The 26,196-nt window shown below is 65.8% G+C and carries 20 protein-coding genes; 11 read left to right on the forward strand and 9 right to left on the reverse strand.

All coding sequences use genetic code 11. The features are described from left to right. The 5 genes from KHZ24_06815 to KHZ24_06835 all read left to right on the forward strand — a co-directional run. A partial coding sequence (locus KHZ24_06815; protein ID MBS5450909.1) for a UDP-N-acetylglucosamine 2-epimerase (non-hydrolyzing) occupies positions 1-153 on the forward strand: 153 nt, incomplete at its 5' end. 134 nt (positions 154-287) lie between these two features. Beyond that, on the forward strand, positions 288-701 hold the full coding sequence (locus KHZ24_06820) for a DUF2442 domain-containing protein (GenBank protein MBS5450910.1): 414 nt from the start codon (positions 288-290) through the stop codon (positions 699-701). A gap of 350 nt (positions 702-1,051) precedes the next feature. Then, positions 1,052-1,672 carry a hypothetical protein gene (locus KHZ24_06825; GenBank protein MBS5450911.1) on the forward strand — a complete coding sequence of 207 codons (621 nt, stop codon included), beginning with the start codon at positions 1,052-1,054 and terminating at the stop codon, positions 1,670-1,672. A gap of 291 nt (positions 1,673-1,963) precedes the next feature. Continuing rightward, positions 1,964-3,328 (forward strand): sortase, encoded by a 1,365-nt coding sequence (locus tag KHZ24_06830; protein ID MBS5450912.1) that lies wholly within the window; start codon positions 1,964-1,966, stop codon positions 3,326-3,328. Positions 3,329-3,518: 190 nt separating this feature from the next. After that, positions 3,519-4,994 (forward strand): LCP family protein, encoded by a 1,476-nt coding sequence (locus KHZ24_06835; protein MBS5450913.1) that lies wholly within the window; start codon positions 3,519-3,521, stop codon positions 4,992-4,994. A 113-nt stretch (positions 4,995-5,107) separates the two neighbouring features. Here KHZ24_06835 and KHZ24_06840 read toward each other — a convergent pair whose 3' ends face one another. Continuing rightward, on the reverse strand, positions 5,108-5,836 hold the full coding sequence (locus KHZ24_06840) for an HAD family phosphatase (GenBank protein ID MBS5450914.1): 729 nt from the start codon (positions 5,834-5,836) through the stop codon (positions 5,108-5,110). Between the two features lie 222 nt (positions 5,837-6,058). Here KHZ24_06840 and KHZ24_06845 point away from each other — a divergent pair, with 222 nt between their 5' ends. The 4 genes from KHZ24_06845 (at position 6,059) to KHZ24_06860 (ending at position 12,522) form a co-directional block, all read left to right on the forward strand. After that, positions 6,059-7,357: a molybdopterin molybdotransferase MoeA gene (locus tag KHZ24_06845; protein MBS5450915.1), complete on the forward strand. Its 1,299-nt coding sequence runs from the start codon at positions 6,059-6,061 to the stop codon at positions 7,355-7,357. Between the two features lie 159 nt (positions 7,358-7,516). Continuing rightward, positions 7,517-8,920 carry a Sapep family Mn(2+)-dependent dipeptidase gene (locus KHZ24_06850; protein ID MBS5450916.1) on the forward strand — a complete coding sequence of 468 codons (1,404 nt, stop codon included), beginning with the start codon at positions 7,517-7,519 and terminating at the stop codon, positions 8,918-8,920. Positions 8,921-9,297: 377 nt separating this feature from the next. Beyond that, on the forward strand, positions 9,298-10,560 hold the full coding sequence (locus KHZ24_06855; GenBank protein MBS5450917.1) for an MFS transporter: 1,263 nt from the start codon (positions 9,298-9,300) through the stop codon (positions 10,558-10,560). Positions 10,561-10,692: 132 nt separating this feature from the next. Next, on the forward strand, positions 10,693-12,522 hold the full coding sequence (locus KHZ24_06860) for an isocitrate lyase/phosphoenolpyruvate mutase family protein (protein MBS5450918.1): 1,830 nt from the start codon (positions 10,693-10,695) through the stop codon (positions 12,520-12,522). A gap of 288 nt (positions 12,523-12,810) precedes the next feature. Here the strand turns inward: KHZ24_06860 and KHZ24_06865 are convergent, their stop codons facing one another. The 4 genes from KHZ24_06865 to KHZ24_06880 all read right to left on the reverse strand — a co-directional run bounded on the left by KHZ24_06865 (position 12,811) and on the right by KHZ24_06880 (position 19,753). Continuing rightward, positions 12,811-14,091, reverse strand: coding sequence for a DUF1015 domain-containing protein (locus KHZ24_06865; protein MBS5450919.1), 1,281 nt, complete (start codon positions 14,089-14,091; stop codon positions 12,811-12,813). Positions 14,092-14,577: 486 nt separating this feature from the next. After that, positions 14,578-15,741 (reverse strand): phosphoglycerate dehydrogenase, encoded by a 1,164-nt coding sequence (locus KHZ24_06870; GenBank protein ID MBS5450920.1) that lies wholly within the window; start codon positions 15,739-15,741, stop codon positions 14,578-14,580. A gap of 172 nt (positions 15,742-15,913) precedes the next feature. Continuing rightward, complete coding sequence (gene serC, locus KHZ24_06875) at positions 15,914-17,041, reverse strand: 3-phosphoserine/phosphohydroxythreonine transaminase (GenBank protein ID MBS5450921.1); 1,128 nt, start codon at positions 17,039-17,041, stop codon at positions 15,914-15,916. A gap of 666 nt (positions 17,042-17,707) precedes the next feature. Next, on the reverse strand, positions 17,708-19,753 hold the full coding sequence (locus KHZ24_06880; protein ID MBS5450922.1) for an FAD-dependent oxidoreductase: 2,046 nt from the start codon (positions 19,751-19,753) through the stop codon (positions 17,708-17,710). A 316-nt stretch (positions 19,754-20,069) separates the two neighbouring features. Between KHZ24_06880 and KHZ24_06885 the strand changes: the two genes are divergently transcribed. Then, complete coding sequence (locus KHZ24_06885; protein ID MBS5450923.1) at positions 20,070-21,455, forward strand: helix-turn-helix transcriptional regulator; 1,386 nt, start codon at positions 20,070-20,072, stop codon at positions 21,453-21,455. 16 nt (positions 21,456-21,471) lie between these two features. Then, entirely contained in the window at positions 21,472-22,380 is a 909-nt protein-coding gene (locus KHZ24_06890; protein ID MBS5450924.1) for a deoxyribonuclease IV, read from the forward strand. A gap of 60 nt (positions 22,381-22,440) precedes the next feature. Here KHZ24_06890 and KHZ24_06895 read toward each other — a convergent pair whose 3' ends face one another. The 4 genes from KHZ24_06895 to KHZ24_06910 all read right to left on the reverse strand — a co-directional run bounded on the left by KHZ24_06895 (position 22,441) and on the right by KHZ24_06910 (position 25,948). Further along, entirely contained in the window at positions 22,441-22,935 is a 495-nt protein-coding gene (locus KHZ24_06895) for a type II toxin-antitoxin system VapC family toxin (protein MBS5450925.1), read from the reverse strand. Beyond that, complete coding sequence (locus tag KHZ24_06900; GenBank protein ID MBS5450926.1) at positions 22,932-23,312, reverse strand: hypothetical protein; 381 nt, start codon at positions 23,310-23,312, stop codon at positions 22,932-22,934. Before KHZ24_06900 ends, KHZ24_06895 begins: the two co-directional genes overlap by 4 nt. 92 nt (positions 23,313-23,404) lie before the next feature. Then, entirely contained in the window at positions 23,405-23,917 is a 513-nt protein-coding gene (locus KHZ24_06905; protein MBS5450927.1) for a hypothetical protein, read from the reverse strand. 6 nt (positions 23,918-23,923) lie between these two features. After that, on the reverse strand, positions 23,924-25,948 hold the full coding sequence (locus tag KHZ24_06910; protein ID MBS5450928.1) for a class I tRNA ligase family protein: 2,025 nt from the start codon (positions 25,946-25,948) through the stop codon (positions 23,924-23,926). Positions 25,949-26,196: the final 248 nt, after the last annotated feature.

Raw genomic sequence — 26,196 nt, forward strand, 5'->3', positions numbered from 1 at the left:
GTGGAGACGGCCGTCTCGCTCGAGGCGGAGGGCTGCCACCCCGAGGCCCCCGTGCCCGACTACGCCACCGAGTGCGTGTCCTCCAAGGTCGTCAGGATCATCCAGTCCTACACCGGCGTCGTCGATAAGATGGTGTGGAGGAAGAGCCTGTAGGACGAGCCGGCCATGTGCCGACCTCCATATAAGCTGCCAGTTGAAGGCGGTGGCCCAGGAAGCGTGAACTGCGCGCCGGGGCCACCGCCTTTTGCATAGTGGGCAGACTCGAAATGGCCCTGTGTTTGAGGCCATTGGCCGATCTCTCGTTTTTGCTTTGCGACTTTTTTTCGACGGGCGAGGTTCGCCTGTTTGATGCATCTTCGATGCTGCGCTTCCCAGTGTTTGGCTCATTGAGAGATACAGCTGTATTCCGCACGTTCTTTATCGATCACGGCGTTTTATGCTGGCGTGGGGGGACATCGACATCGCGCCCGAAACGGTGTATGTCGAGAGCTATGAGTACGAGCCTGCTGGGCTCGTGGTCGGATCGGGCGCGTTGGGGCTCTGATGCCTTGGCAGGTAGTTCTGTTGCTGGGGGCATTCCCGTTCGTCTGATGTTACTCGGTCATGTCCTTTTGCAGGCATCGGGCCCAAAGCTGGCCAAGATCCGGCGTCGTGTATGTGCCGCATGTCCGATCCGGGTGTTGTCGCGGGCTGCTGCTTGAAGAAACCGCAGGTAAAGCCGGTGTGGCGTTCCTCAGCTTAGCGACATGGGGAGACGGTCGGTTGAAGGGGGGATACACGACCTCGGATTCGGGCCAGAAAGGGCGCCGATCTGAGTGATTCGGAGGTCTTCCCAACTGCTGTGGGCGTAGCCGGCCGCCGCAGCCTGGTCGGGCCCTGCGCGCGAGGCGGGTGGCCCCCGATCTCAAGCCTCTCGTGGCGATTAAGTTAACGGCTGAAAGCTTACGAGGGAATTACGGTGCGCCGCCGTCATCAGCGTGTATACTAGCGAACGTTTCTACGTGGGGGACAACTGTCCCTTTGCGAGTAGCGGAATGAAGAGGAGTCCAACATGAGCACCCTGACTTTGAGGAGGAAGCTGGTCGCCTCTGCGTGCGCCGCTGTACTCGCACTCGGCGTCCCGGCGATGGCGTTCGCTGCGCCGAGCCCCAGCAACACCGGCACCCTCACGGGCACCAACAACGTTGTCATCAACGTTGGCGGTACGACGGTCTCCGGCGAGGCCCTGCCGTCCGACTTCTTCCTGATCGAGTCCGTGAGCAAGCTCGCCCCGAACACGCCGGCTGACGCCAACGTCCTGGCTTCGTTCGAGGTTACGACAAGCTATGACCTCGACGAGCTCGGCCGCGTCGTCCTGACGTTCAACGTCGGCTCGCAGTATGCCGGCGGCACTGCCATCGTGTACGTGCAGCACGAGGATGGCTCCGAGGAGACACTCGAGGCTGTCGTTGACTCCGACGGCACCATCACCGTCACGGTCGATCGTCTCTCCGTCTTCACGGTGACCATCGACCTGACGACTGTTCCCGAGGGCACGACGCCTAACGTGGACAAGGGTGCCACGTCGCCTCAGACCGGTGTGGGCGTCATCGCCATTGCCGGTGCCACGGGTGCCATGGCTGTCGCGGCCGGCGGTGTGGGTGCTGCCCTGCGCAAGAAGGTGCGCGGCTAGTCCTTCCTGCACACTGTGCGGGACACATGATCTGACAGTGACGCAGGGGCCCGTTGAGAGACGGGCTCCTGTTGTTTAATCAGGGGGAATCCCATGTCGCAGCAACCAGACTCTGACGCCAAGCACTCCGCCTCCGCGCTTGTCGACACGACGCCTGCCCGACGCTCCGCCAAGGACAAGGTCATCATCGCCGTGCTGGCCGTCGTGCTCATCGCGCTCGTGGTCGGTGTCGTGTGGGGCGTGCGCTATGTCGTGACAGCCATGACGGCCGAGCGGCAGAACGCGCAGGAGATGGCTGATCGCCCCATCCCCGCGACGCCTGGGGAGCTTGCTGCTGCGTCGTCGCAGGCGGACGCTGCCGATGACGTGAATGTGGCAGCCAATACGCAGTCAAACGATGCTGTCTCCGCTGGTGCCCTCACTGCCGAGGCCGGACAGGCGGTTCCCGAGGCCGATCCGCAGGTTGGCGACGCTACCCAGCAGGGCGCCGTCGCCCAGGGCGAAGAGGACGCCGCGGTTGCTTCCCAGGCTGCCGATCCCACGGAGGCGTCTGTCGATCCGGCCGCCCAGGGCGATGCTGATGCGCAGGCGGTAGACGCCGAGTCTGTCGAGGGGGCATCCGACCCTGTGGTCGCTGCCGAGGGCGTCGAGGCTGATCCTACTGCTCCGATTGACCCCGCTGCCGAGGACGCGCCTGATCCCGTGGCTGATCCTGCTGCCAAGGTTGACGCTGCCGAGGCGGGGGCCGATCCTGCGCAAGACCCCGCCGCGCAGGCTGACCCTGCCGCCGGTGACGCATCCGACCCAAATGTCGCTACCCAGGCTGATCCTGCCGGTCAGGCGGCAGAGGCCATCGGTGGCGCCTCCGAAACCGCCGCGCAGGCTGACCCAGCCGTTGAGGCCGCCGACCCCGCCGCCGGTGCGTCTGATCCCGCTGCTGCGGACCTCCCGGCCGCTGGCGCTCCCTTCGCGGCGGCCTCCGCAAGCACCGACGGCATCGCGTCCACCGCATCCTCCTCGAGCAGGGATGCCTCCGCCTCTGCCGACGCCCTCGCTAACCTGCCGGACAACCCGATCGACTTCGCGGCGCTGCAGGAGGACAACGAGGACATCTACGCATGGCTCTACATCCCGAACACGAGCATCAACCTGCCGGTTCTCCAGAGCCCGTTCGATGATGCCTACTACCTCACGCACGATCCCGACCGCAACGAGGACGTGTACGGCTCCGTGTTCTCGCAACTCGCCAACAAGAAGGACTTCACGGATCCCGTGACGGTGCTCTACGGCCACGATGGCGAGGGCCAGTTCAAGAACCTGCACTACTTCGAGGATGAGGAGTTCTTCGCTCAGAACGAGCTCCTGTACGTGTACACGCCGGGCCACATCCTGACGTATCGCGTCGTCGCGGCCTACAAGTACGACAACCGCCACATCCTGAACTCGTTCGACTTCGCCGACCCCGTCGTGCTCCAACAGTACTACGACTCCGTGCTCAATCCCGACTCACTGCTGCTCAACGTGCGCGAGGGGGCGACGCTCGACGCGACGAAGGACAAGATCATCCAGTTGAGTACATGCATGCTCGACGAGTTCCATGGCAGCAGCCGCTACGTCGTGACGGGGGTGCTTGTCGATGACGAGCTCACCAAATAGGCCGGGACGCCACTTCGCGAACGTGTCCTCGGACGACTCGTTCGACCCACCCGAGGGCCAGGCGGAGCGCGACGCTGCAAAGCGTGCTGCTTCCGAAGCCCCCCGTCATTTCGGGGGTGTGCCCGCGGCGTCGCAGGGAGTGGCGGATCCGGCATGGGCGGGAGAAGACAAGGCGGAACGTGAGGAGCGGGTGTCGGAGGCTCCAGAGGACGAGCCGCTGCTCCGGCCCCAACCGGGTGCTGCCTTGCCGTTTTCTGCTATTCCCGAGTGCGTGCCTGGTTCCGAGGGCCCCGAGAAGCCCGGGAAGTCTAAGAAGCCCAAGAAGCAGCGCTCGACCGGCGCAAAGATCGTCCGGGGCATTCTCATTGCCCTACTTGTCATCGTGCTGCTGCTCGTCATCGCGGCCGGCGTCCTCTTGCTGTGGCTGAATCGCTCCATGAGCGCGGGCGAGAAGAAGATTCTCGACGCGTCGCGTCCCTCCGCCGCTGCCAACAGCGCGCTGGCGGACAGTGCGACGGCTGATGCGAGCGCGCAGGCCGACGCCCCCTACGTACCGACGCTCGACAACACGATCACGTACAAGGGTCAGAAGTACGCGCCGAACGAGAAGATGATTTCCGTCGCGTTCATCGGCTTCGACAACGCGGAGACGGGTGGCACGGTGGGCCAGGCTGACACCGTCATCGTGCTCACGCTGAACCTCGAGACGGGCGCTGTCAAGGCTATCTCTATCCCGCGCGACACGATGGTCGACGTCGACGAGTACGTGGGCGACGCCTACATCGGTCAGCAGACGATGCAGCTGTGCCTGGCGTACAGCTATGGTGACGGCTCGTGGACGAGCTCGGAGCACGTGACGTCGCTTGCCTCGCGCATCCTGTACGACATCCCGATCTCGTACTTCTTCACGCTCAACCTCGAGGGCATCGGCCCCATCAACGACGCCATGGGCGGCGTGACGCTGACGCCGCTGCAGACGATCCCCAACACGGAGGTCTATGAGGGCGTCGAGACGACGCTGTACGGCGACGATGCCCTGCGCTACGTGCGCTGGCGCGACAGCGCGAACCCCGAGGCGGAAACGACGTCGTCGCTCGATCGCCAGAACCGCCAGCTTCAGTATCTGCAGGCCTTTGCGTCGCGGGTCATGCAGTATGCGGCGAGCGACCCCGCCGCGCTCGTGAACCTGTACAACACGGCCGTTCAGTATGCGTGGACGAACTTGGGCGTCGACGAGTTCACGTATCTGGCGACGCAGGTGCTCCAGACGGGCCTGAGCTCGCTCACGATGACGTCGCTGCCGGGCGAGATGGTTATGGGCTCCCAGTATGCCGAGTTCTACCTCGACAGGGACGGCGTGCGCCAGACGGTCATCGACACGTTCTACCACCCGGTGAGCGCCGGTTCCGCGGCGTCCGCCTCGTCGAGTGCTGATGCCTCTGCCGCATCGGCGGGCGCGACAGTGGAGGCGGATCCCGCTGTGGCTCAGCTTGCGGAAGCCGCTCCTGCGAATGAGGCTGTGCCGGCGGAGGGTGACGTCACAACCGAAGAGGTGGTGCCTCCCACCGAGGAGGCTATGCCGGTCGACGAGGGGGCGCTTCCGGCGGAGGAGCCCGTCGACGATGGCGGGGGAGAAGCGCTGCCTGCCGAGGGCGTCGCGGCGTAGTCGCTCGCGCCCCGGAAATCACCCCCAAAGGAAAAGAAGGCCTCGGCGGACCCCGGGGCCTTTTTCGTGCGAGGCTCTGGCGGGACGCTGCTCGTTCAGAGAAGCCGCCCTGCTTACGCGAGCCCCTCCCACCCGTCGATCGTGAGGTCGGCGGCGCCGCGAATGGCGTCGAGCCGCTGGTGCGACGAGCCGGTCGCCACGCCGATGGCCCGCATGCCGGCGCGCTTCGCCGTCTCCACGGCGGGCAGGATGTCCTCGAACACGGCGCAGCGTCCCCGTGCCTCGGCGGAGCCGGCGTCCATGCCGAGTCGGCGCATCGCCTCCAGGTAGATGTCGGGATCCTCTTTCGTGTGGCGCTCCACCTCGCAGCCGTGGATCCGCACGGGGAACAGCTCGCTCATGGGGATGCGCGGCTCTAGGGCGAGCACGACCTCGGGCGCGTTTGTCGTCGCCAGCGCGTAGGGGACGCCCGCTTCTTGCAACGCTCGCAGGTAGGCGGGCACTCCGGGGCGCAGCTGCACGCGCTCCCGATAGAGCTCGCGTCCCAGCTCGTTCCACTCGTCGCAGATGGCCTGCACGGAGTCGGTCAGGCCATACTCCTCGATCGTATAGCGAGCGCCTTCTTCGAAGCCCAGCACGGAGAGCCGCTCGGCATAGTCGGGCCCGTACGTGAGGCCGCGCCGCTCGAAGAAGATGCGGTCGACCTCCTTCCAGATGCCCGAGCTTTCGGCGAGCGTCCCGTCGAAGTCGAGGATGACCGCCTCGATGCCGGCTGCCCGCAGGTTTGCGGGCCGCAGGTCGCCGAGCGAGAGGGGGCGCATGTCTCCTGTCGTGCTGCTCATGGGGCTCCATCGGGTCGGGGCGAGCCGTTTGGGGCGCCGGCTTCTCGCGGGGCGTCGCCCGGCGCGTCGGGACACCATGGTATCAGGCGGGCGGTAGTGTGCGGGCGGCTGATTTGCTCTATCTTGGGAGAGATGAGACTATGCGATGTGGCATTCGGCCCACCTCTCAAGAGGGCTTGGGACCCGTCTGCCGCTCTCGCCCGATTGTGGAAAGGACGCACCATGAGCTGCGAACACGCGCAGAACGACGCTCCGACTGCCGTCATCGGTCCCGACAACGCCATCGCTCAGGTCCTGCCCGACATGCCGTCGCGCCAGGAGGTCATCGCCGAGATTGCCCGTCGCTGGCATCCGAGCCCGGCAGTCGAGACCATTCCCGTCGACGCCGCACTTGGCCGCGTCCTGGCGCGCGACGTCACGGCCGCCTTCGACTTCCCTCCAGCCCAGACATCGGGACGCGACGGCATCGCCGTGCGCTTCGACGACTTCGCGAACGGCATCCCCGACACTTCCGCCTGGGTGCGCGACCGGGACTATGCCACGGCTGACACCGGCGACGACGTGCCTGACGCTTTCGACACGGTCATCCAGGTTGAGGACCTGGTCTTCGCCGGCGCCACCGGCCTCAAGGACGGCGGCACGCCTGGCGGCCACAGCTTCGAGGACGGCTTTGCGATCTCCGTGGCGCCCGAGCAGCGTGGCCAGCACGTCAACGCCGCAGGCTCGGCTTTCCGCGCCGGCGATGTCATCGTCCCCACGGGCGTGCGCCTGACGCCTGAGCGCCTGTCGGCCGCTGTCGCCTGCGGCGCTACCCAGCTCGACGTTCTCGCACGCCCGCGCGTCGGCATCATCCCGACGGGCGACGAGCTCGTGCCCGCTGGCACGACGCCCGGGCGCGGCAAGACCGTCAACTCGAACGCTACGCTGCTCGCGGCCTACGTGCGCCTGCTCGGCGGCGAGCCCGTCGTTCACGACATCGTGCTCGACCGCCATGACCTGCTTGCCGAGGCGGTGGACGAGGCCCTGGCCTGCTGCGACATCGTGCTCGTCAATGCCGGCTCCTCCAAGGGCAGCGAGGACTGCGGGCCGCTCGTGCTTGCCGAGCGTGCCGAGTGCGTCATCCACCACAGCCAGCGCTGCGCTCCTGGCAAGCCCGCGATGTCGGCCCTGACGCCGGCCGGCCAGGTCATGTGCGTTATCCCCGGGCCTCCCATCGCCTGCGACTCCGCGATGCACTGGCTCGTGTTCTCGCTCGTGGCCCAGTGGTTCGGCCTCGACGCCCACGAGCGCCTGGCGAAGGCCGTTGTCGAGCAGGACATGCCGGCCAAGCCGTTCGAGGTCTGGCGTCGCTGCACGCTCGAGCGCGGGGAGGACGGCCGTCTCACGGCGCACCTCATGCCGATGGGCGGGGCGCCGGTGCTCGGACGCGCTGACGGCGTTCTGCGCACGCCGACCGTTGAGGACTACCACGCCGGCGACGAGGTGGACGTCCTGCTGCTCGACGACGGCTTCTCTTTGTAGGATTCGCCTGCTGCCCACCGGATCGGCGTGGCCTTTTCGAGGCTGTTAACCGTTTGGTACGCATGGGGCGCTACACTGCCCACGATGTATTGCACCCGATGTCGGGCCGTCCCGCTCCCGGGCGAGGTGGCCCGCACGACGACAAGGAGGCTTCTGCACATGGTTGACGAAGCGCTGCTCAAGGAGGTCGACGCCTACATCGACGAGGTGTGGCCCGACGTCCTCGACGACATGGCCGCCCTCATCAAGCACGACAGCGTCGCTGACGAGAAGAAGGCCGAGGAGGGCGCGCCGTTCGGCCCCGCCGCCCACGAGGCGCTGCTCTGCGGCCTGGGCATCGCCGAGAAGCTCGGCCTCGAGCCGCACGATTTCAAGGGCTACATGGGCTACGCCGACCTCAAGGGCGCCTCTGACAAGCAGATCGCCACGATCGCCCACGTCGACATCGTGCCCGTGGGCACCGGCTGGACGACCGACCCCTTCACGCTGACGAAGAAGGACGGCTACCTGCTGGGCCGCGGCGTCCTCGACGACAAGGGCCCGGCTGTCCTGACGCTGTATGCCGCCCACTTCTTCGCGCGCCGCGGCGAGCAGCTTCCCTACACGCTGCGCTGCATGCTCGGCAGCGACGAGGAAGTCGGCATGAGCGATATCAAGCACTACCTCGCCGAGAACCCCGAGCCGGACTTCCTGTTCACGCCCGACGCGGAGTTCCCCGTGTGCTGCGGCGAGAAGGGCCACTTCGGCGCGACGTTCACCTCGCCCAAGTTCACGAACGGCAACGTCGTAAAGTTCCAGGGCGGCACCGTCTCCAACGCCATCCCTGGTGAGGCGTCCATCACGCTGCGCGCCGACGCCTCTGCGCTGCCTGCGGCCGAGGGTATCGACATCGCCGCGGGCCCCAAGGGCACGGCCATCCTCGTCGCCCACGGCAAGGGCGGCCACGCCTCCCTGCCTGCGGGGACGAAGAACGCCATCGGCATGCTCGTCGACTACGTGCGCGCCAATGACTTGCTCGCTGACGAGGAGAAGCCGTTCTTCGAGCTGATGGCGGCCATCCACGGCTCGACGGACGGCTCGACGCTGGGCATCGCGGCAACGGACGACGTGTTCGAGCCGCTGACGTGCATCGGCGGTACCGTCTCGATGCGCTGTGGCAAGATCTCGCAGACGATCGACTCGCGCTATCCCAAGTCCATCACGTCGGACGAGATCGGCGAGCGCGTTACGAAGCTGGCGCAGGAGTGGGGCGCTACCGTCAAGATCGGCCGTTGCTCCGTGCCGTTCTTCATCGACCCCGACTCCGAGTGCGTCAAGGTGCTCATCGACTGCTACAACGAGGTGACCGGCAAGGACGCCAAGCCGTTCACGATCGGCGGCGGCACGTACGCGCGCAACTTCAAGAACGCCGTCAGCTTTGGCCCCGAGGAGCCCAGCGAGAAGAACCCCGACTGGGTCGGCATCATGCACGGCCCGGACGAGGGCGTGAGCGAGGAGCTCATGCGCCGCTCGCTCAAGATCTACATCCTGGCGATCGACAAGCTCATGGGCGTAAAGTTCTAGACGAGCCGCACATCTGAGGCACCCGACGCCGCGAAATCTCGCATGAGGTTTCGCGGCGTCTTTTTTAGATGCCCTCAGTTATTTTTTGATATGGCGAGATTGTTCTGATGGTAGCTGTCATCCCTTTGCGCAGATCACGGCGAGGGCTGAGGCGTAATCTACGCCGTTAACCTTGCGGCTAAGTGGGCTATGCGGCCGCGGCGGGGCTCTTCTGCCGGCCTGAGTGGCTGGCGAGCGCGGTGATAGCGGTACGCGAAAGGGAGTGACGTGCAGGCATGGGCGGTGCAGCAACAAACGTGCAGGCAGATACAGGGAGGGCCGCGGAGCTTATCCGGCGCATGGACTCCCTGCGGCCAACGGGAACGCTTCACAAAGTAATGGCGCTGACATGCGGTGGTCTGTTCCTTGACGCCATGGACGTCTATCTGGCCGGCGGCGTCAAGTCGACGCTCGTGGAGACCGGCTTCACGACGAGTGCTCAGGCGGCGGCGTTCCTCTCGGCAGGCTTTCTCGGCCTGTTTCTGGGCGCCCTCATCGCCGGCGTGACGGGCGATCTGCTCGGGCGCAAGAAGGCATTCCAGTACAACCTGCTGCTGTTCGGCATTGCAACGATTCTGGGCGCCTGTGCTCCCAACGCGACGTTCTTCGTTATCATGCGCTTCTTCAGCGGCCTGGGTCTGGGCTCGGAGATCGTGACGAGCTTCGCGATGATCAACGAGTTCGCGCCGGTCAAGCGCCGCGGGCGCTGGTGTGGCGTGGCCTCGGCGATTGCTAACTGTGGCTCGCCGCTCGGGATGTTCCTCTGCCTGCTGTTCATCAGCCTGTGGTCGCCGCTGGGGGATAACTCCTGGCGCCTGGTGTTCGGCGTCATTGGCGTGCTTGCCATCGTCGTGTGCATCGCGCGCCGCGAGATGCCCGAGTCGCCGCGCTGGGCTATCCAGCACGGCAAACTCGACCTCGCCGAGAAGATCATCGCCCAGTGCGAGGCGGAGATGAAGGCCAGGGGCCTCGAGCCCGCGATGGACGTCGTTGAGAAGGCCGAGGTCGTCCAGTCCGACAGGCACCTTGCGCGCAACCTTGCGCTCGCCATCGTCATCACGACGATCGTGTCGCTGTGCCAGTACACGTACACGACGTTTGGCCCCTCCATCCTCAAGGAGGTCGGTCTGGCAACGTCGACGTCGCTGGCCTCGACGACGGTCACGATGCTCGGTGCCCCTCTCGGTGCTCTGTTCGGTGCGCTCATGGTCGAGCGCGTTGGGCGCCGCGTCAGCATCACGGGCGCCTTCCTGTGGGTTGCCGTGTTCGCCGTCGCATATCTCCTTGCCCTTGGCACGATGAGCGTGCAGCTCGTGACCGTGCTCGGCTTTTTGCTGACCATCGGCTTCTACGTGTTGAACGCCACGGTCATCGCCGTGTATGTCAACGAGCTGTTCTCGACGCGCTTCCGCTTCCGCGGGGCGGGCATCGCGAACGGCGTGGCGAAGTCCGTCAACGTGGTCATGCCGTTTGCGGTGACGTGGGTGCTGGCGACGTTTGCGCCGACGGTCATCTTTGGCGCGATGGCTGTCCTCGCCGTGATAGCCGCCGCGCTCATGCTGGCCGTCGGGCCGGAGACGAAGGCCAAGCGCATCGGGTAGTGCCCGATGGGGCGAGGGTTTCAGGGGCGCGTGCCGTAGTCGGTGCCGTCCAGGACGTGTGCCGGGTGACGCGAGATGCCGTTTGGGCAGGCGTCGTCCGGCACGCTGCGCAGGTAAGGAGGTCTGTGTGGCATGGCGGGAATGAAGATGCTGCTCACTAGGCTGTTCTCGGGTCGCGGTGCCGCCGTAGAGGGCGGAGACGAGGTTGGGACGATGCCCGGCGTGCTCGTGGTGCCTGGCGTGGGTGATGCCCGGGGTAGGCTCGCCGCGCAGAAGGCCGGCTTTCCCGCCGTGTACCTGGCGGGTACGAAAGTTGCCGAGCGCATGCTGGGGGAGGCCGATGAGGGTCTCGTAAGCCCCTCGGAGATGGCGTGGGTGACGAGGCACGTCAAGGAGGCCTCTGGGAGCGTGCCCGTGCTTGCTGACGCCCAGTCGGGCTTTGGCAACCAGCTGACGGCGCACTTCGCGGTTCTGGATCTCGTGCGCGCCGGTGCCGACGGCGTCGTGGTGAGCGACCAGGCGTTCCCTGCGCACACGGACGTCGCGCGGGTGAGCGTGGGTGGTGCGGACGAGTTTGCCGCACGCCTTCGCGCAGCTCGTGACGCCTGCGAAAGCGCCGGAGAGTGCGCGGACCTGGCCCTTGTGGCCAAACTCGACGGCCTGGGCGCTGAAGGCGGATATGACCCCGTCGGTGCTGTCAACCGCGCGATGGACGTGTGCACACGGGGGCTGGCCGATGCCGTGCTTGTGAGCGTCCCCGCCGAGCAGTCGGTGCTTGACCAGTTGGGCGAACTTGTCGGAAGGCTTGGCCTGCCAGTGGGCGCTGCCGTACGCGGGGGAGTCACGGCCCGGGCAGATGAGCTCGTGGCGGCCGCGCGAGATGCGGGCCTGCGCTTCGTGGTGATGCCCAACGTGTGCACGGCGCGCGTTCCCGCGGGCGCGCTGGGTGCCGGGGACGCGGCCCTTTTGCTGTCGGATCCGGACGAGGCGTCCCGCTGTGGTGGCACAGGTGCGAAAGGCCCGGCAGATGCTCCGACCGCCCCGAACATCGTCTTGGGCCGCGACCCGAGCGACGCCGACAAGCCCGCGCGCATGCGCGCTGCGTTCAGGAAGATGTGCTTCTCAGGCGATCTCGTGCGCATGGTCGTCGCGCCGGACGCGCTGGCGGCGCGCATTGCCGAAAGCGTTGGCTTCAAGGCTATTTTCGCCGCGGGCTATGCCACCTCTGCCAGCCGCCTGGCCCTGCCCGACCGAGGCATAGCCGACTTCGGGCTGCTCGCCGACAACGCGCGCGCCATCATCGATGCTGTGGACATCCCTGTCTTCCTTGACGGTGACACCGGCTATGGCGACGAGGCCAACATCGCCCGCATGGTGCGCGTTTACGAGGACATGGGCGCCGCTGGCCTGTTCATCGAGGACCAGGTGTGGCCCAAGCGCTGCGGCCACATGGATGGCAAGGCTGTCGTGAGCCGCGAGGAGGGCGTCGCTCGCGTGGCCGCCGCCGCAGCGGCCCGTCGACACGATGACTTCCTCATCATGTCACGTACGGACGCCTACGCGAGCTATGGGCTGGACGAGGCTATCGAGCGTACGAAGGCGTATCATGAGGCAGGTGCTGACCTGTGCTTCATCGAGGCGCCCAAGACCGTCGAGGACATGTGCCGCATCCCCCAGCTCTTCCATGATGCACCCCTGATGGCCAATATGATAGAAAGCGGCAAGACGCCGCTGATGAGCGACGAGGAGATTCACGAGGCCGGCTTCACGATCGCCGTCCATCCCTGCGGGGTCGTCTACACAGAGGCGTTCGCCGAGCATCGCCTGCTGTCGGACATGGTGCGCTCCGGCGGAGACATGCAGGCCGATATAGACCAGATGATCACGTTTCCGCAGTTCAACGAGTTCGTGGGGCTCGACAAGATTAACGCGATGGAGCGGAGCTACGCCCAGGGGGAGTAACTGGGCGCAGGCCGAACCCGTGGCGCCGGGGTATATGCGAAACGCGCGTGATATGCACGAACGAGAACGGCCCCTCATTGCTGTGGTTGAGGCGATGCGGGGCCGCTGCGTGACGAGTCGACGAGGTGCTGGAACGTGAAGTTGTCGGCGCTGCGCCAGTTCGGGTCGGTGATGTCCTTGTGGCTTGCGCCGTCGTTCTAAGGTCTGCGTGATCTTTCTTGGCCCGAGCGACCTTCTGTGCATGGCGGCAGGTCGCTCGGGCCGTTTTTGTGTCGGGGTTTGCCAACCCTAGATGCGGTGGATGAACAGACCGCTGCGGAGCTTTGGCTCGAACCAGGTGGACTTGGGTGGCATGAGCAGGCCGGCGTCAGCGACGGCGAGCAGCTCGTCCATGCTCGTGGGGCGCATCGAGAACGCGACGCCTCCCGTCTCGGTGGCGCGGCGCTCGAGCTCGCCGAGGCCGCGGATGCCGCCGACGAAGGCGATGCGCTCGCTCGTGCGGGGATCGTCGATGCCCAGTACCGGCCCGAGCAGACGCTCCTGCAAGATGGAGACGTCGAGGCTCGCGACGGGGTCGGCCGCCTCCTTGGCGCCCAGCTCGGGTGCGTAGATGCGCCACCAGTTGCCGGCGAGGAACATGCCGACCGTACCCTTGGCGTCGGAGTCGCCCGGCTGCACGGGGTCGTCACTGGCCTGCACGGTGAACCCGTCGGTGCAGATGTCGGCCAGGAAGCGCTCGGGCGTGCGTGGCGCTCCCGTGACGACGTCGGTCCCCAGGTCGCGCACGACACGGTTGTACGGCAGGATGGCGAGCTGGTCAGCCGGGAACAGCACGCTCATGAAAAAGTTGAACGGCTCTTCGCCCGTGAGCTGCCGCCCGGCCGCCTGGGCAGCCTCGCGTCGCGCGATGCCCACCTTGACGGCGGAGGCGGCGCGATGATGCCCATCGGCGATGTAGGCGCACGGAACCTCGGCAAACGCCGCGCGGATGGCCTCGACTTCTGCCGGGTCAGCTACGCGCCAGACGGTGTGGCGCACGCCGTCGTCGGCCTCGAAGTCGTAGAGCGGTGCCTCGGAGCAGGCCCGCGCCGCGAGCGCGTCCAGCTCCGGTGTCGGACGGAACGCCAGGAAGATGGGACCGGTCTGCGCATCGAGCGCCTCGATGTGCCGGATGCGGTCGAGCTCCTTCTCGGCGCGCGTGTTCTCGTGGCGCTTGATGGTTCCGTCGAGATACTCGTCTATGGCGCAGCAGCTCACGAAGCCCGTCTGCGCATGCTCTCCCATCGTCAGTCGATAGAGGTAGTAGCAGGGTGCCTCGTCATCGACGAACGTCCCGTCCTCGACGCGAGCATCAAGCAGCTCGCGCGCCTTGGCGTACACCTCAGGCGCGTACATGTCTTGCTCGGGCGGGAACTGCGTCTCGGGCCGATCGATGTTCAGAAACGACAGCGGGTGCCCCTCGACGGCGGCCGCGGCCTCCTCGCGGTCATACACGTCATACGGCAACGCCGCGACCTCGCCCGCCACCCTCGCGGCCGGCCTCACGCACGCAAACGGACGAGCCTCCATAGGAATCTCCCTTATTTCCGAAGGGGCGCCCTGCCCCCAAAAGAACGATGTCGGTTAGTGCTCCCGTAATCTTACCCTGCTCTTTTCCCTCGATTGTCACGTGAGGGCAAGCCCTCTGACACGGCAAGGAACTCCTGTGCCCATGCGCCTGCTCTTTTCCGCCCGCGAGCGCAGCGAGAGAGACCCCGAGACGCCCCCAACCCGGCCCTGCCCTTCCTCCGTCCTCCGTGCGCCCGCAGGTAGAGGCCCCGCAGCGCAGCGCCCGGGGCCGCCCTCCCGGTGCCCGCGCTGGGCTCGGCCCTATGCCTCGGGCGCAGTTCTGCAGTGCTCGGGGCGGTCGGGGTGGCCGGCTCTTCTCCCGTATGTCCATCCCGACCGCCCCGAGCGGGACGAAGCTGTTTGAGCACCGAGGCATAGGGCCGAGCCCCCTACGCGACGCCCCCAACCCAGGCCAGCCCAAGGAAGCCTCCCAAGAGGGGCACCCTCCTACCTGATGACGCGCACCCTCCACATGCCGTCGATCCCCTTGAGCTTCTCGATCGCCGCTTCGTCGAGCTCCTCGTCCGTGTCGAACAGCGTGTACGCGTTCTCGCCGGCCGCGTCGTTGGCCATGCGTTGGATGTTGACGTGCGCCTCGGCGAGCACGGCCGTGAGCTGGCCGATCATGTTCGGAACGTTGGCGTGCAGTGCGGCGATGCGGCAGGCCCCGCGGCAGACGCCCAGGTTGACGGCCGGGTAGTTGACCGAGTTCGTGATGTTGCCGTTCTCCAGGTAGTCGCGCAGCTGATCGAGGGCCATGTGCGCGCAGTTCTCCTCGGCTTCGGCCGTGCCGGCGCCGGCGTGGGGCGTCACGATCGTGTTGGGCATCTTCATGACGCCGGGCGTGGCGAAGTCCGTGACGTAGAGGCGCACCTTGCCGCTCGCGAGCGCGTCGGCGATGGCCTGCTCCTGCACGAGCGTCTCGCGCGAGTAGTTGAAGAACGTGATGCCGTCCTTCATCTCGGCAAACTGCTCGGGCCCGATCATGCCCACCGTGTCGGGTTCGCTCGGCACGTGGATCGTGATGTAGTCGCACTCGCGGCACAGCTCGTCGAGATCGTCGACGCGCTGGACCTGGCCCGAGAGCGCCCAGGCGTCCTTGACCGCGATGTAGGGGTCGTAGCCGTATACGGTCATGCCGAGGTCCACGAGGGCGTTTGCCACCTTGGAGCCGACGTTGCCCAGGCCGATGACGCCGACGGTCTTGCCCTTGATCTCCCAGCCGACGAACGCCTTCTTGGCCTTTTCGACGTCCTTGTAGATATCGGGGTCATCCGCGTGGTCACGGCACCACTTGATGCCGCCGAGCACGTCGCGGCTGGCCAGCAGGAACATGCAGACCATGAGCTCCTTGACGGCGTTGCTGTTCGCGCCGGGCGTGTTGAACACGACGACGCCCTGCTGGGCAAAGCGCTCGATCGGAATGTTGTTGAAGCCGGCGCCGGCACGGGCGACGGCGCAGATGCCCTCGGGCAGCTCCATGTCGTGCATGCTCGAGCTGCGGATGAGGATGGCGTCGGCGGCGTTGACGTCGTCGACGAGCTGCAGGTTCTCGCCCAGGTCGGTGAGGCCCCTCTTCGTGATGTTGTCGATGGTCTTCACAAGGTGCATGGTGGTGTCCTTTCGGGCTAGCTTCTCGAGGTGCCGAGAGCGCGTGGGGGAGGGTAAACGACGCGTGGGGCACCCGCCCTTAGCGAATGTCCCACGGAAGGAGGCGCCGGTGCCGTGCCTGCGCGGGGTTGCCGTGCCGAGAAGGCGCGGGCGTCGCGGGCCGGGGCACCGGCTAGATAGACTGAGAGGAAGACGAGCAGGAAGGATTCTCGTGCTGGCTCTCGCCGGCATGCTCCTTCTCGAACGCGTCCATATAGCTGACGAGCTGGCGCACGCCGTCAAGCGCGACGGCGTTATAGAGGCTCGCGCGCATGCCGCCGACGCTGCGGTGGCCCTTGAGGCCCGTCATGCCCTGCTGGGCGGCGCCGGCCACGAAGGCGGCGTCGAGTTCGGCGTTGCCGGTCGTGAACGTCACGTTCATGAATGAGCGACTCCCGCGCTGGGCCGTGCCGTGGAAGAGCGCGCTGGCGTCGAGGCGGTCGTAGAGCAGCGCTGCCTTCTCGTGGTTGCGGGCGCCGATCTCCTCGAGGCCGCCCTGTTCGCGCAGCCACTTGAAGACGAGACCGCACACGTAGATGTTCCAGCACGGAGGCGTGTTGTACAGCGAGCCGTTCTTGGCAGCGACCTGGTAGGAGAGCACGGTGGGGCAGATGGGCAGCGGCTCGGTCACGAGGTCGTCGCGCACGACGACGATGACGACGCCGGCGGGACCCACGTTTTTCTGCACGCCGCCATAGAACAGACCGTAGCGCGTGACGTCCATGGGCTCGGACAGCAGACACGAGCTGACGTCGGCCACGAGGGGAGTGCCGCCTGTGTCGGGAAGCTCGCGGAAGGCCGTGCCGTTGACGGTCTCGTTCTGGCAGAGGTAGACGTAGTCGGCGCCGGTGTCCAGGGTCAGGCTGGCGCAGTCGGGGATGCGGTCGTAGCCGGTGTCCTTTGACGTTGCGACGATGCGGGCCTCGCCGTACTTGGCGGCCTCCTCCTGAGCCTTGAGCGCCCAGCGGCCCGAAACGATGTAGTCTGCAACGCCGTGGCGCATGAGGTTGAGGGGGACGGCGGCGAACTGGCCCGTACCACCGCCCTGCATGAACAGGACGCGGTAGGTGTCCGGTATGCCTGCCAGCACGCGCAGGTCGGCCTCGGCTGTCTCGATGATGTCCTTGAAGGCGGCGCTGCGGTGGCTCATCTCCATGACGGACATGCCGCAGCCGTGGTAGTCGAGCATCTCGGAGGCGGCGGTGCGCAACACACTTTCGGGCAGAGCCGCGGGCCCCGCATTGAAGTTGACGATGCGCATGCAAGCCACCTCCTCTCACGTGCTGCCCAGGCGTGTGCCCGGGCGAGGCAGGAACGTTGCTCGCGTACTCTAGCACGATAAAGTATGCCAGGGAAGTGTCCGCGGGTGCGGAGCGCGGCCTCCACGTAATGCGAAAAGTCGGGCGGTGCACTTTGGCCCGCGAACGGAGGCGCTGAGGTCTTACTCGCGAGTGGGGTGATCGGCCGATGACCCTGCCGGGCGCGGCCCCTCTGTACGCCGAGCGGGGAAAACTGGCCAGGAATCCGAGCCGTGTATGGCCTCTTCTCCGCGAGACGGGACAGAGGGCCGCATCCCTCCAGGCTACCGCTGCTCCCGACGTCGGACGAGGCGGCGTGGGCCTGTGGGGGCATACACGACCCGGATTCTCGTCCAGATTCGACGCCTTCCCGTGCGAAGAGGCGTCGGCGACTGCTGTCGCGGGCGCCTGCGGAGCGGCGATGGCGTGTGGGCGGCAGTTTCTCGGGCTGGGGATCGCTCGCTTTGTCGGGGGACGCGTCGCCTCCCGGGCGTGGCGGCCATGATCCGCAGGCGCCTGCGCACGAGCCCTCACCTGCGCCAATACTAAAGCGCGGCCCCGCGTCATCGGGCGAGCCAGACGACGCGGGGCCGCGTGCGTGCCGCCAGCCTACAAAGGCCGGTCGAGACTTACTTGTGATCGGCGACGAGCGTGTCGGCGGAGAGCTTGCCGAACACGACGGTGTCGACAACCGCGTTGCCGCCGAGGCGGTTGCCACCGTGAATGCCGCCCGTGACCTCGCCGGCTGCGTACAGGCCCGCGATCGGGGCACCGGACTCGTCGAGGACACGAGCCTCCGTGTCGATCGTCAGGCCGCCCATCGTGTGGTGCACGCACGCCTGGCGTCCCGTCACCACCCACGGGCCGTTCTCGAGCTTCGTGGAGAACAGCGTGCGCCCGAACTCGTCGCTACCCGCGTCGACGGCGGCGTTGAACGCATCAACGGTTGCTTGCAGCGTCGCTGGATCCATCTCGAGCTTGCCGGCCAGGCCCTCGAGCGTGTCGTCCCACACGATGTAGCCGTTCTCCTCGAGATACTGGAACGAGAAACCGTCGGCGCTCTGCCACTCGGGGCTCTTGATGTCGACGTAGCCCGCACCGTCGCCGGACTCAAGCATGTAGAAGTAGGCGCCGGGCTGCTCGATGACTGCGAGGCAGATCTGGTCGCGGCGCCCGTCCTCCTGCACGAAGCGCTCGCCATTCTTGTTGACGAAGATGAGCTGGTCGACGCCGTTTGCGCAGCGCGGTGGATACTTCGTCAGCTGGTCATCTACGAGGTTGCCCAGGTAAAGCAACTGAATCTGATCCATGTCCGTCGTGGAGGCGCCGACGGCCTTCGCCATCGTGATGCCGTCGCCCTGCGAGCAGGTGAAGCGGTTCGTCGAGGCGGTGTCGGAAAGGTCCGGCCACTTGCCGGTGTCGTTGTTCTCCTGCACCATCTTGCTGTTGGCTGCAAAGCCGCCCGTGGAGAGGATGACGCCGTCGGTCGCGCTGACCGTGAACGTCGATCCGCTGTGGTTGTCCGTGGCGACGACGCCGACGACCTTGCCGTCCTCGACGACGAGCTCCGTGCCGGTAGCTTCGGTGTACACCGCAATCTGGTCAGCGAACTTGCCGAGCTGTGCGCTGTACGTGCTGATGAAACCGGTGCCCATCTGCATCTTGGAGGTGTGCGTGCGCTGCCACAGGGAGCCGGCACCCTGGCTGATCGAGTCGGCGAACTCCATGTCGACGTCCTCGAGCCACTGCAGACCGTCGTAGGCGTTGTACGTGAGCACCTTGACGAGCTCGGGGTTGGCCACCATGTCGCCGTTGATCCACGTCTGGAGGGCGTACCACTCCTTCGTGTCGAACAGGTCGGTGCGGCCGGAGGCCTTGTACTCCTCCCACTGCTCCCTGACGGGGGCCTGCATCTCCTCGAGCGCCTTCTGCTTGTCGGGATCGTCGCTCGTCATCTCGAGCGCCTTCTCGATGGTCGTCTTGACGGCGTCCGTCATCTCGACGACGGACTGCAGGGCCTCGTCGGGGCAGTTGTAGATGGCGCCGCACACGAGCGTGTCGCCGCCGCACTCGCCGTTCTTCTCGAGGATGACGACGTTCTTGCCCTGCTGGGCTGCCACGATGGCCGCCGCGAGGCCTGCACCGCCGCCACCGACGACCACGACGTCTGCCGTGGTGTCCTCGCGAGTGGGATAGCTGACCTCTGCGGCGAAGTCGTCGGGGTTGCCGCCTGCCTGTTCGATGCAGTCCTTGACGGCGGAAACGATGGAGGCTGAGGTGATGGTCGCGCCGGTGACCATATCGACGGCCAGCGAGTTGTTCTCGACGATGAGCTGCGGGATGAGCTCGACGGGCGAGGCGCCGACCTCGGTGACGACCGTGCCGTTCTTGTCAGCAAGCGGGCCGCCGATGCCCCTCGTCTCCTCGTGACTTGTGACCTGCACGTCGGCAATCTTTCCGTCGGTAATGGTGACGGAGACGGTGATGCCGGCGTTCATACCTGGCTTCGTCGCCTCGTAGGTGCCGTCGGCGGCCGCGGAGGCGCCGGCCTTGTCGGAGGCGAATGCGCGACTGTTAAGGCTGAACAGCGAGGCGGTCGCCGCTGCGGCGAGCGCTCCGCCGATGACCTGACGCCTGGAGAGTGACGAGCCGAGTGCCGTGAGCTTCCGTTCCATGTGTGTCCCCTTTTCCCTGTGAGATGACTTGCACGGGCGTGTTCGCCGTGCGGGCGCGACGACGGGCGAGCCGGGTTCCCCCTCCGGCCCGTTGCTCTGCATCGCATCGCCGCTACCAATCATCACGATTTCTCGGGCAAGAACCATTTCTCAAAAGGGTTATGCCGCCTGTCGATCGGGGAACCAGAGGCTAAGCCTTTGGGGTATAGACAGATAAACTGCTGCTTGGACGCCTCACGGCTGTCCCCGTGAGATGGGGCCGGGACCGCAGGGCGCTCCATTGCGGTTTCGGAAGTCCGAAGGGGGAGGCTTCGCCGTGGGGCAGCGAAAAGGCGTGGAGGTATGGCTTGCGGTGGGGGCGAGCCTGTACTGGGCGGCCTACGCGTTCAGGATCATGGAGATGACGCCCGTGTATGCGTCGGCGATTGGGCCCGCCTGGCCCGTGGTGGCGAACTGCTTCATGCTGGCGTGGGTCATCCTCGCCTATCTGCTGTGTCGTCGGCGCGGCGTTAGCGGTGCGCGGGTGCCTATCGCCGTCATCGCCATCGTTTCGGCGACTGTCGTGCTCGTCTGTGACCTCGCGCGGGCCCCGATGGGGATCGCCGGTTCGCTCATCGTGTGCTGCCTCGACTACTTCACGCTCGCATCTTGCATGGTGCTATGGGGCTTGGCCTTCGCATCGCTTGAGAAGCACTTGGCGGCCGTCAACGTGACGAGCGCGGCGTTTATGGCCGTTACGCTTATCCTGGTGGGCATGGCGATTTCGGATTTCGCTCGCCTCTCGTGGCTGATGTGCGGCTGCACGATAGCATCGTCCGCCATCATGCTGAACGGCAGGGTCACCCTGCGCAACTGTGGCCGCCGCCAGCGACCGCGGCCTATTCGCGCTGTCGTCGCGTTCGTGGTGCAGCGCCTTGCGTATGGGATTGCCCTGGGCTTCTTCCCCGCGCTGGTCGGCGCATCTGTCGCGCTTGAGATGGACGGCGCGCTGCTCGCGTTTACGCTTGCGGGAATCGTCGTAGCTGCCGTGATGGCCGTGCGATCCGACGTGCCGCTCTACACGATTCTCCCGGCGCTCGTGTTCGTTGCCGCCATGGCTCTGTGCCTGCCCTTTGCGCATAGCGGCCTGTCTTCTCTGATGGTTGTGCTCATCGTTGACGTGTGGCTGGCGTGGCAGACGCTCTCTTCCGTGCAGCTCTCCGACCTCAAGGAGCGCTTTGGCCTGAGTGAGCTCGACATCTCGCTTGTTGACAAGGTTGCCATCGCGGTTTCGTTGCTGGTGGGGTTGACGCTGTGCCACGCGGTCGGAAGTGATGTGTGGCGCGACGTCCTATCGCCTGACTTCGTGCAGACGTCTCTGCTTGTCGTGTTCTGCGTGTTGATGCCGACGGCGGCATTCTCGTTGGCGCAGCTCGTGGGCGTCCATCAGGAGAGCGCGTTCAGTGATCGTGTGACACGCGAAGGCGAAGAGCGTCGCGAGCGGCTCTACGCGGGTATTGCGAGGGAGTTCAACTTGTCGCCGCGCGAGCGCGAGGTGTTCGAGATGCTCGCGCAAGGGTATTCTAGCGCGTTCATAGCCGACGAGATCGGCACGACGCGTGGTACGGCAAAGGCGCACGTTGCCCACATCTACCAAAAGATGGGCATCCATTGCAAAGATGACGTTCTCAACCTGGTAGAGTCTCGCTCTGCCCAACAGTGAGCGAGGGGAGGGGCCCATGCTGATCGGAGCTCACGTCCCGACGATGGGGGACTACCGCAAGATGGCTGCGTATGCCGCGCAGGTCGGCTGCGAGTGCGTGCAGGTGTTCAGCTGCTCTCCGCGCTCGTACGCCGTGCCGCCGGCGCCTGAGAAGGTGCTGCGCCAGCTTGAGGCCCTGCGCGCGCCCGGGGCTGATCCTGCGTGCCCGCCGATGCTCGTGCACGCGGGCTACCTCATCAACCTGGCGTCTGACAATCCCGAGCAGCTGGCGAAGTCGCGCGACTCGTTTGCCGGCGAGATCGTGCGCGCCCATGCGATGGGTGCTGCGGCGCTCAACGTGCATACCGGCTCGTCGAAGGAGCTGCCGCGCGAGGAGGTCGCGGGCCGTATCGCGCACGTGGTCGTCGAGGCGCGCGGACTCGCCGCGGAGATGGCAGGCCCGCAGGTCAACGAGCTGCCGGTCGTGTTCGAGGACACGGCGGGTGCTGGTGACACGTATGGCACGACCGTCGGGGAGCTTGCGGCCATTCTGCGCGAGCTGGCGGAGCTCGGTCGGCCTGACGCCGAGGCAGGCATCTGCATCGATACGTGCCACGCCTGGGCGGCCGGGTACGACCTCTCTTCGCATGCAGGCTGGGATGAGCTGTTGGGGGAGATTGATGGGCTCTGTGGGCTGGCTGGGGGTACTGGCGGCCTGGCTCGCCTGCGTTGGATCCACGCCAACGACTGCAAGTACGAGCGGGGGTCGCGCAAAGACCGCCACGAGTGGATCGGCCGGGGCTGCGTCGGTCTTGACGGCTTTGCTGACATGGTGCGCAGACCCGAGCTGAGTCACGTGAACGTTGTCGTGGAGATGCCGGGGGAGATGCCCGAAAAGGACGAAGTGAACGTGCGTTTGCTGCAGCGACTGCGTGACGAGCGCTAGGGGACGGGGCGCGGGATGGTGAGATTTGCCCGTGCATCCCGCCCCTAGCTGGCGTGGCGCCTACTCTTGGGTTGGCCCGGGATCGTCGGTGGACGAGGGAGCGTCCTCTTCGCTGGGCGCGTTCGACATGAACAGGACGTTGTCGGCGGCGAGCTCGTCGGGGCCGAGGCAGTCGACGCCTTCCTGCTTGCACAGGTTGGCGAGCGCCCTGTCGAGCGTGACGAGCGTGGCAGCGTTGTGCCGGGCGAGCACGAAGTAGAACATGTCGTACGGGGAGTGATCGAGCCTCAGCGACTCGGCGAAGGCCTCGGTGCGATCTTGTGCGATGCCGGCGTATGTATCTATGAGGGTGCTTGCGAGCTCCATTTTTGCTAGAGCTTCACGTTTGCTCATAAGTCCGGCGCGTACATATTTCCGAAGGGCGCTCGGCAGCTCTGCGTGGATAAGCGAGGAGCTGATGATGGGCTCACCGGTGGTGATGCGCTCGATGAGGAGCGCGCCATTCGGTGTATGCCGAACGATATCGATCAGGGCGCTACAGTCCAAAACGATCATCGGTTATCACGATCCTCCCGCACGAGTTCAACGGAGCTGGGAAAGTCTTTGGGATCAATGACGATGGGCTGTGCCCTCAGAGTGGCAAGAACTTCCGCCTGGCGCCGCTTCCGACTGTGTTCGGGGAGGTCCTTTACGTGACATGCGCTGTACTGGATCGTGTAGTAACTGTTTTGTGGCGCTTTCTGCTTGTCATCGGACGCCCCTTCCTTGGCGCCCTCCTCAAGATCAAGAAGTTTGAACGTATTCCCGGAGAGCAGATATTGCTTCACCGCGACGATGGTCTCTTGGGTGATGCTGCGGTGGTTCTCCTTGGCTTTTGCGCGAAGATCCTCGTAGAGGTCCTCGGGAAAATCGCGCACCTGCAGGGCTGGCATGGATGGCCTCCTTGTCTGTGGAGTGCAACTTTTCATGCACTATACATGTAGTATACATGCCATAAGCAAGCTATGCCACAGCAGAGGCCTATTTACTTTTTGTCGGCGAGACGCTTTCCCAGAAGAACGAACCACAGAAATATGCCGGCAGCCAGATCGGCCACGGGTATGAGGGCGCAGACCGTGAGCGCGCGTGACCAGCCGAGCGAGATAACGTGGGCTTCGCACGCCTCTCGTGCCGCGCCGATGACATGGACCGAACCGCCGAGAATGCCCAGGTAGAGTAGGGCGAGCAGGATGACCCACGTGCCGACCTGCACCTCGTAAGAGCCCATGGTTAGCAACGTGGCATACACCATGATGACGAGCACCTCAAGCGGCAGCGTCAGCGCTTTGATGATGAAGCCCTGCAGTGCTAGGTGATCGGCCCGCCGTTCGTCGGCCATGCGCATGCTGGCAAAGAACCAGGCGCACGAACCGACGAACAGCAGGCCCATGACGAGCGACGCGACCTGCGTGGGCAAAAAGAACGTGCAGGCATAGAAGCCGGCAACGTATAGCAGCGGAATGGCGATGCGGGCAACGGGCAGGGCAATCTCTCGCATGGGGCTCTACTTCTTGAACTGGCTCGGGTGCCTCTCGAAGAAGTCCGTGCGGGGCGGCAGCTCCTTCACGAGGTGCTCGCCGGGAGCCTCGCCGAGTTTCTCCGTGAGCTCGTCGAGCGTGAGCAGGGCGTTGTCCCAGCTGAAGAACGAGTCCTGGTCGAAGCCGAAGTAGTCGCACACCATCTCGCAGCCCTGGGGCACGGCGGGGTGCATGAGCAGGGTGGCAGCGCGCAGCGAGTGGAATGCGTCGCGCAGGGCTGCGATGTACGCCGCGTCGTCGCCGGCGTTCTTCGCCTCCTTGCTGGCGTCGCTCCAGCGCTTGTTCGCCGAGCGGATGAGCTCCTCGGCCACGCGCATGGCACCGGGGAAGTCGAGCACGTACATGCACTGCTCAAACGCCAGGATGGCCTTGCTCGCTTCTTCGACGACCTCGGGGGCCGCAGAGCCTGCCGGCAGGTGCAGCTCGCACGTCTGGGCGGCACCGTAGAAGCAGGAGCGCGCCAGGCGGTTGAAGACGTTCGTGAGCAGTGCCGACTCCTTGAGCGCGGGGTCGGGCACGCCGGGGTTGTCCTTTGTCTTGGGGTCGAGCGGCTTGGGCGAGAAGCTCGCGGGGCGCTCGCCGAGGCCCAGGCTCAGCCAGTGGGCGCGCAGCTGCTCGGGCATGTAGTAGTCGAGCAGCTCGTGGGCCATGGGCGGCTTGACGGCGCCGGAGCTCGACGCCTTCTTCCCCATGAACAGGATGTGGTGGTTGGCGACGGGTACGCTCTGGTCGAGGCCCCAGTCGAGTGCTTCCCACAGAGCAGGCTGTGCAACGCAGTAGAAGTAGATGTTGTCCTGCCCGATGAACTGGAACTGGGCGGCCTCGGGCGAGCACCACCAGTCGCGCCAGTCGTCCGAGGCGTAGCGTGCCGCGCCGCGCTCGGCGTCACTGGCGAGTACCGTCTGCGTGAACGAGATAGGTGCCCACAGCGACTCGGGCCAGCACCAGGTGGTGAGGCCTTCCTGGCCGTCGATGTCGGGGGCAGGCACGCCCCAGTCGATGTTGCCCGTGATGCGGAACGGCAGCAACGTCTTGCCCGTGCGCAGGTTGATTCCGGCGCTGGCGAGCAGTTCATGGGCACGGTCGCGCGCCTGCCAGTCCTCGAACGTCAGCGCAAACGACTCCTTGCCCTCCACGGGCGCCGCTGTGTGAGGAGGCAGCTGGTTGGCGACGGCCTCGTAGGCTTCGCGCAGGCTGTTCTTGACGTAGATGACGGGCGGCAGCAGCCACTCGGCGACGGTCGTCGTCACGATGGGGCGCACGCGGTCATCGCCCTCCTGGCGCGTGACCTCGCTGGCGATGAAGTCGCGATAAGCGGGCAGGTCGAAGTACCAGTTGCTCACGGGGCGCAGCTCGGGCGTGCAACCGGTGAGCTGAGAGACGGGCTTGATGAGGTCCTCGGGCTCGAACTGGTGGCCCAGGTCGCACTCGTCGGCATAGGCCTTCTCGGACTTGCAGCCCTCGACGGGGCAGTGGCCGAGCACCTGGCGGCCGTTGAGGAACGTTTGGGCCTGCGGGTCGTAGAACTGCTTCGTGGCGCGTAACGTGAGCACGCCGCGCTCGTGCAGACGGCGGATGACGCAGTCCGTAAGCGCGGCGTGGAACTCACGGGCGGGGTCGAGGGCGCTGCCCGCGAACAGATCGAGCGAGATGTTGTAGGCGCGCAGGGCCTTGGCCTGGCGCTCGTGGTTCTCCTCGACGTAGTCGGTGATGGAGCCGGCGTAGCCCTCGCCCTCGACCTTCTTGCGGAAGCCCTCCATGATGGGCGAGCCGTAGCAGTCGGTGCCGGAGACGAACACGACGTTGCGTGCGCCGATGCGGTCGCGCAGGAAGCGGGCGTAGAAGTCAGCGGGTACGAACACGCCGCTGATGTGGCCGAAGTGCAGGTCCTTGTTGCCGTAGGGCATGCCCGCCGTCACGATGGCGCGCTTGGGGAAGTGCGGGCGATCGATGACGGGCGTGTCGGTGGCGGTGGCGATGGGTTCGGACATGCGGCGCTCCCTTGTGCGTGATGCGGTGACGGGGTTCGTATGCTGCGAGATTATGGCACAAGGCGGCGTCTCTCGCCGTATGCCTCGCTGTCGTGTCGCGCATTCTCTATGGCGGGGGGATGGCGACGGGCCTCGAAAGAGACGACGGAGCGAGAAGGGGATGATCGCTCTTCTCGCTCCGCCTATACGTGATGCAACGATGGCCGTCAAAAGCTGGTGCGCACTGGCGACCGGGAACAGGCGATCGG

The organism is Coriobacteriia bacterium, from assembly GCA_018368455.1.
Taxonomy (GTDB): domain Bacteria; phylum Actinomycetota; class Coriobacteriia; order Coriobacteriales; family UMGS124; genus JAGZEG01.

Excerpts from the sequence above, each read along its gene's own strand:
- KHZ24_06825 (MBS5450911.1), top strand. The coding sequence starts at position 1,052 with ATGAGCACCCTGACTTTGAGGAGGAAGCTGGTCGCCTCTGCGTGCGCC.
- KHZ24_06830 (MBS5450912.1), top strand. The coding sequence starts at position 1,964 with ATGGCTGATCGCCCCATCCCCGCGACGCCTGGGGAGCTTGCTGCTGCG.
- KHZ24_06840 (MBS5450914.1), bottom strand. The coding sequence starts at position 5,836 with ATGAGCAGCACGACAGGAGACATGCGCCCCCTCTCGCTCGGCGACCTG.
- KHZ24_06845 (MBS5450915.1), top strand. The coding sequence starts at position 6,059 with ATGAGCTGCGAACACGCGCAGAACGACGCTCCGACTGCCGTCATCGGT.
- KHZ24_06850 (MBS5450916.1), top strand. The coding sequence starts at position 7,517 with ATGGTTGACGAAGCGCTGCTCAAGGAGGTCGACGCCTACATCGACGAG.
- KHZ24_06855 (MBS5450917.1), top strand. The coding sequence starts at position 9,298 with ATGGCGCTGACATGCGGTGGTCTGTTCCTTGACGCCATGGACGTCTAT.
- KHZ24_06860 (MBS5450918.1), top strand. The coding sequence starts at position 10,693 with ATGGCGGGAATGAAGATGCTGCTCACTAGGCTGTTCTCGGGTCGCGGT.
- KHZ24_06865 (MBS5450919.1), bottom strand. The coding sequence starts at position 14,091 with ATGGAGGCTCGTCCGTTTGCGTGCGTGAGGCCGGCCGCGAGGGTGGCG.
- KHZ24_06870 (MBS5450920.1), bottom strand. The coding sequence starts at position 15,741 with ATGCACCTTGTGAAGACCATCGACAACATCACGAAGAGGGGCCTCACC.
- serC (MBS5450921.1), bottom strand. The coding sequence starts at position 17,041 with ATGCGCATCGTCAACTTCAATGCGGGGCCCGCGGCTCTGCCCGAAAGT.
- KHZ24_06880 (MBS5450922.1), bottom strand. The coding sequence starts at position 19,753 with ATGGAACGGAAGCTCACGGCACTCGGCTCGTCACTCTCCAGGCGTCAG.
- KHZ24_06890 (MBS5450924.1), top strand. The coding sequence starts at position 21,472 with ATGCTGATCGGAGCTCACGTCCCGACGATGGGGGACTACCGCAAGATG.
- KHZ24_06895 (MBS5450925.1), bottom strand. The coding sequence starts at position 22,935 with ATGATCGTTTTGGACTGTAGCGCCCTGATCGATATCGTTCGGCATACA.
- KHZ24_06900 (MBS5450926.1), bottom strand. The coding sequence starts at position 23,312 with ATGCCAGCCCTGCAGGTGCGCGATTTTCCCGAGGACCTCTACGAGGAT.
- KHZ24_06905 (MBS5450927.1), bottom strand. The coding sequence starts at position 23,917 with ATGCGAGAGATTGCCCTGCCCGTTGCCCGCATCGCCATTCCGCTGCTA.
- KHZ24_06910 (MBS5450928.1), bottom strand. The coding sequence starts at position 25,948 with ATGTCCGAACCCATCGCCACCGCCACCGACACGCCCGTCATCGATCGC.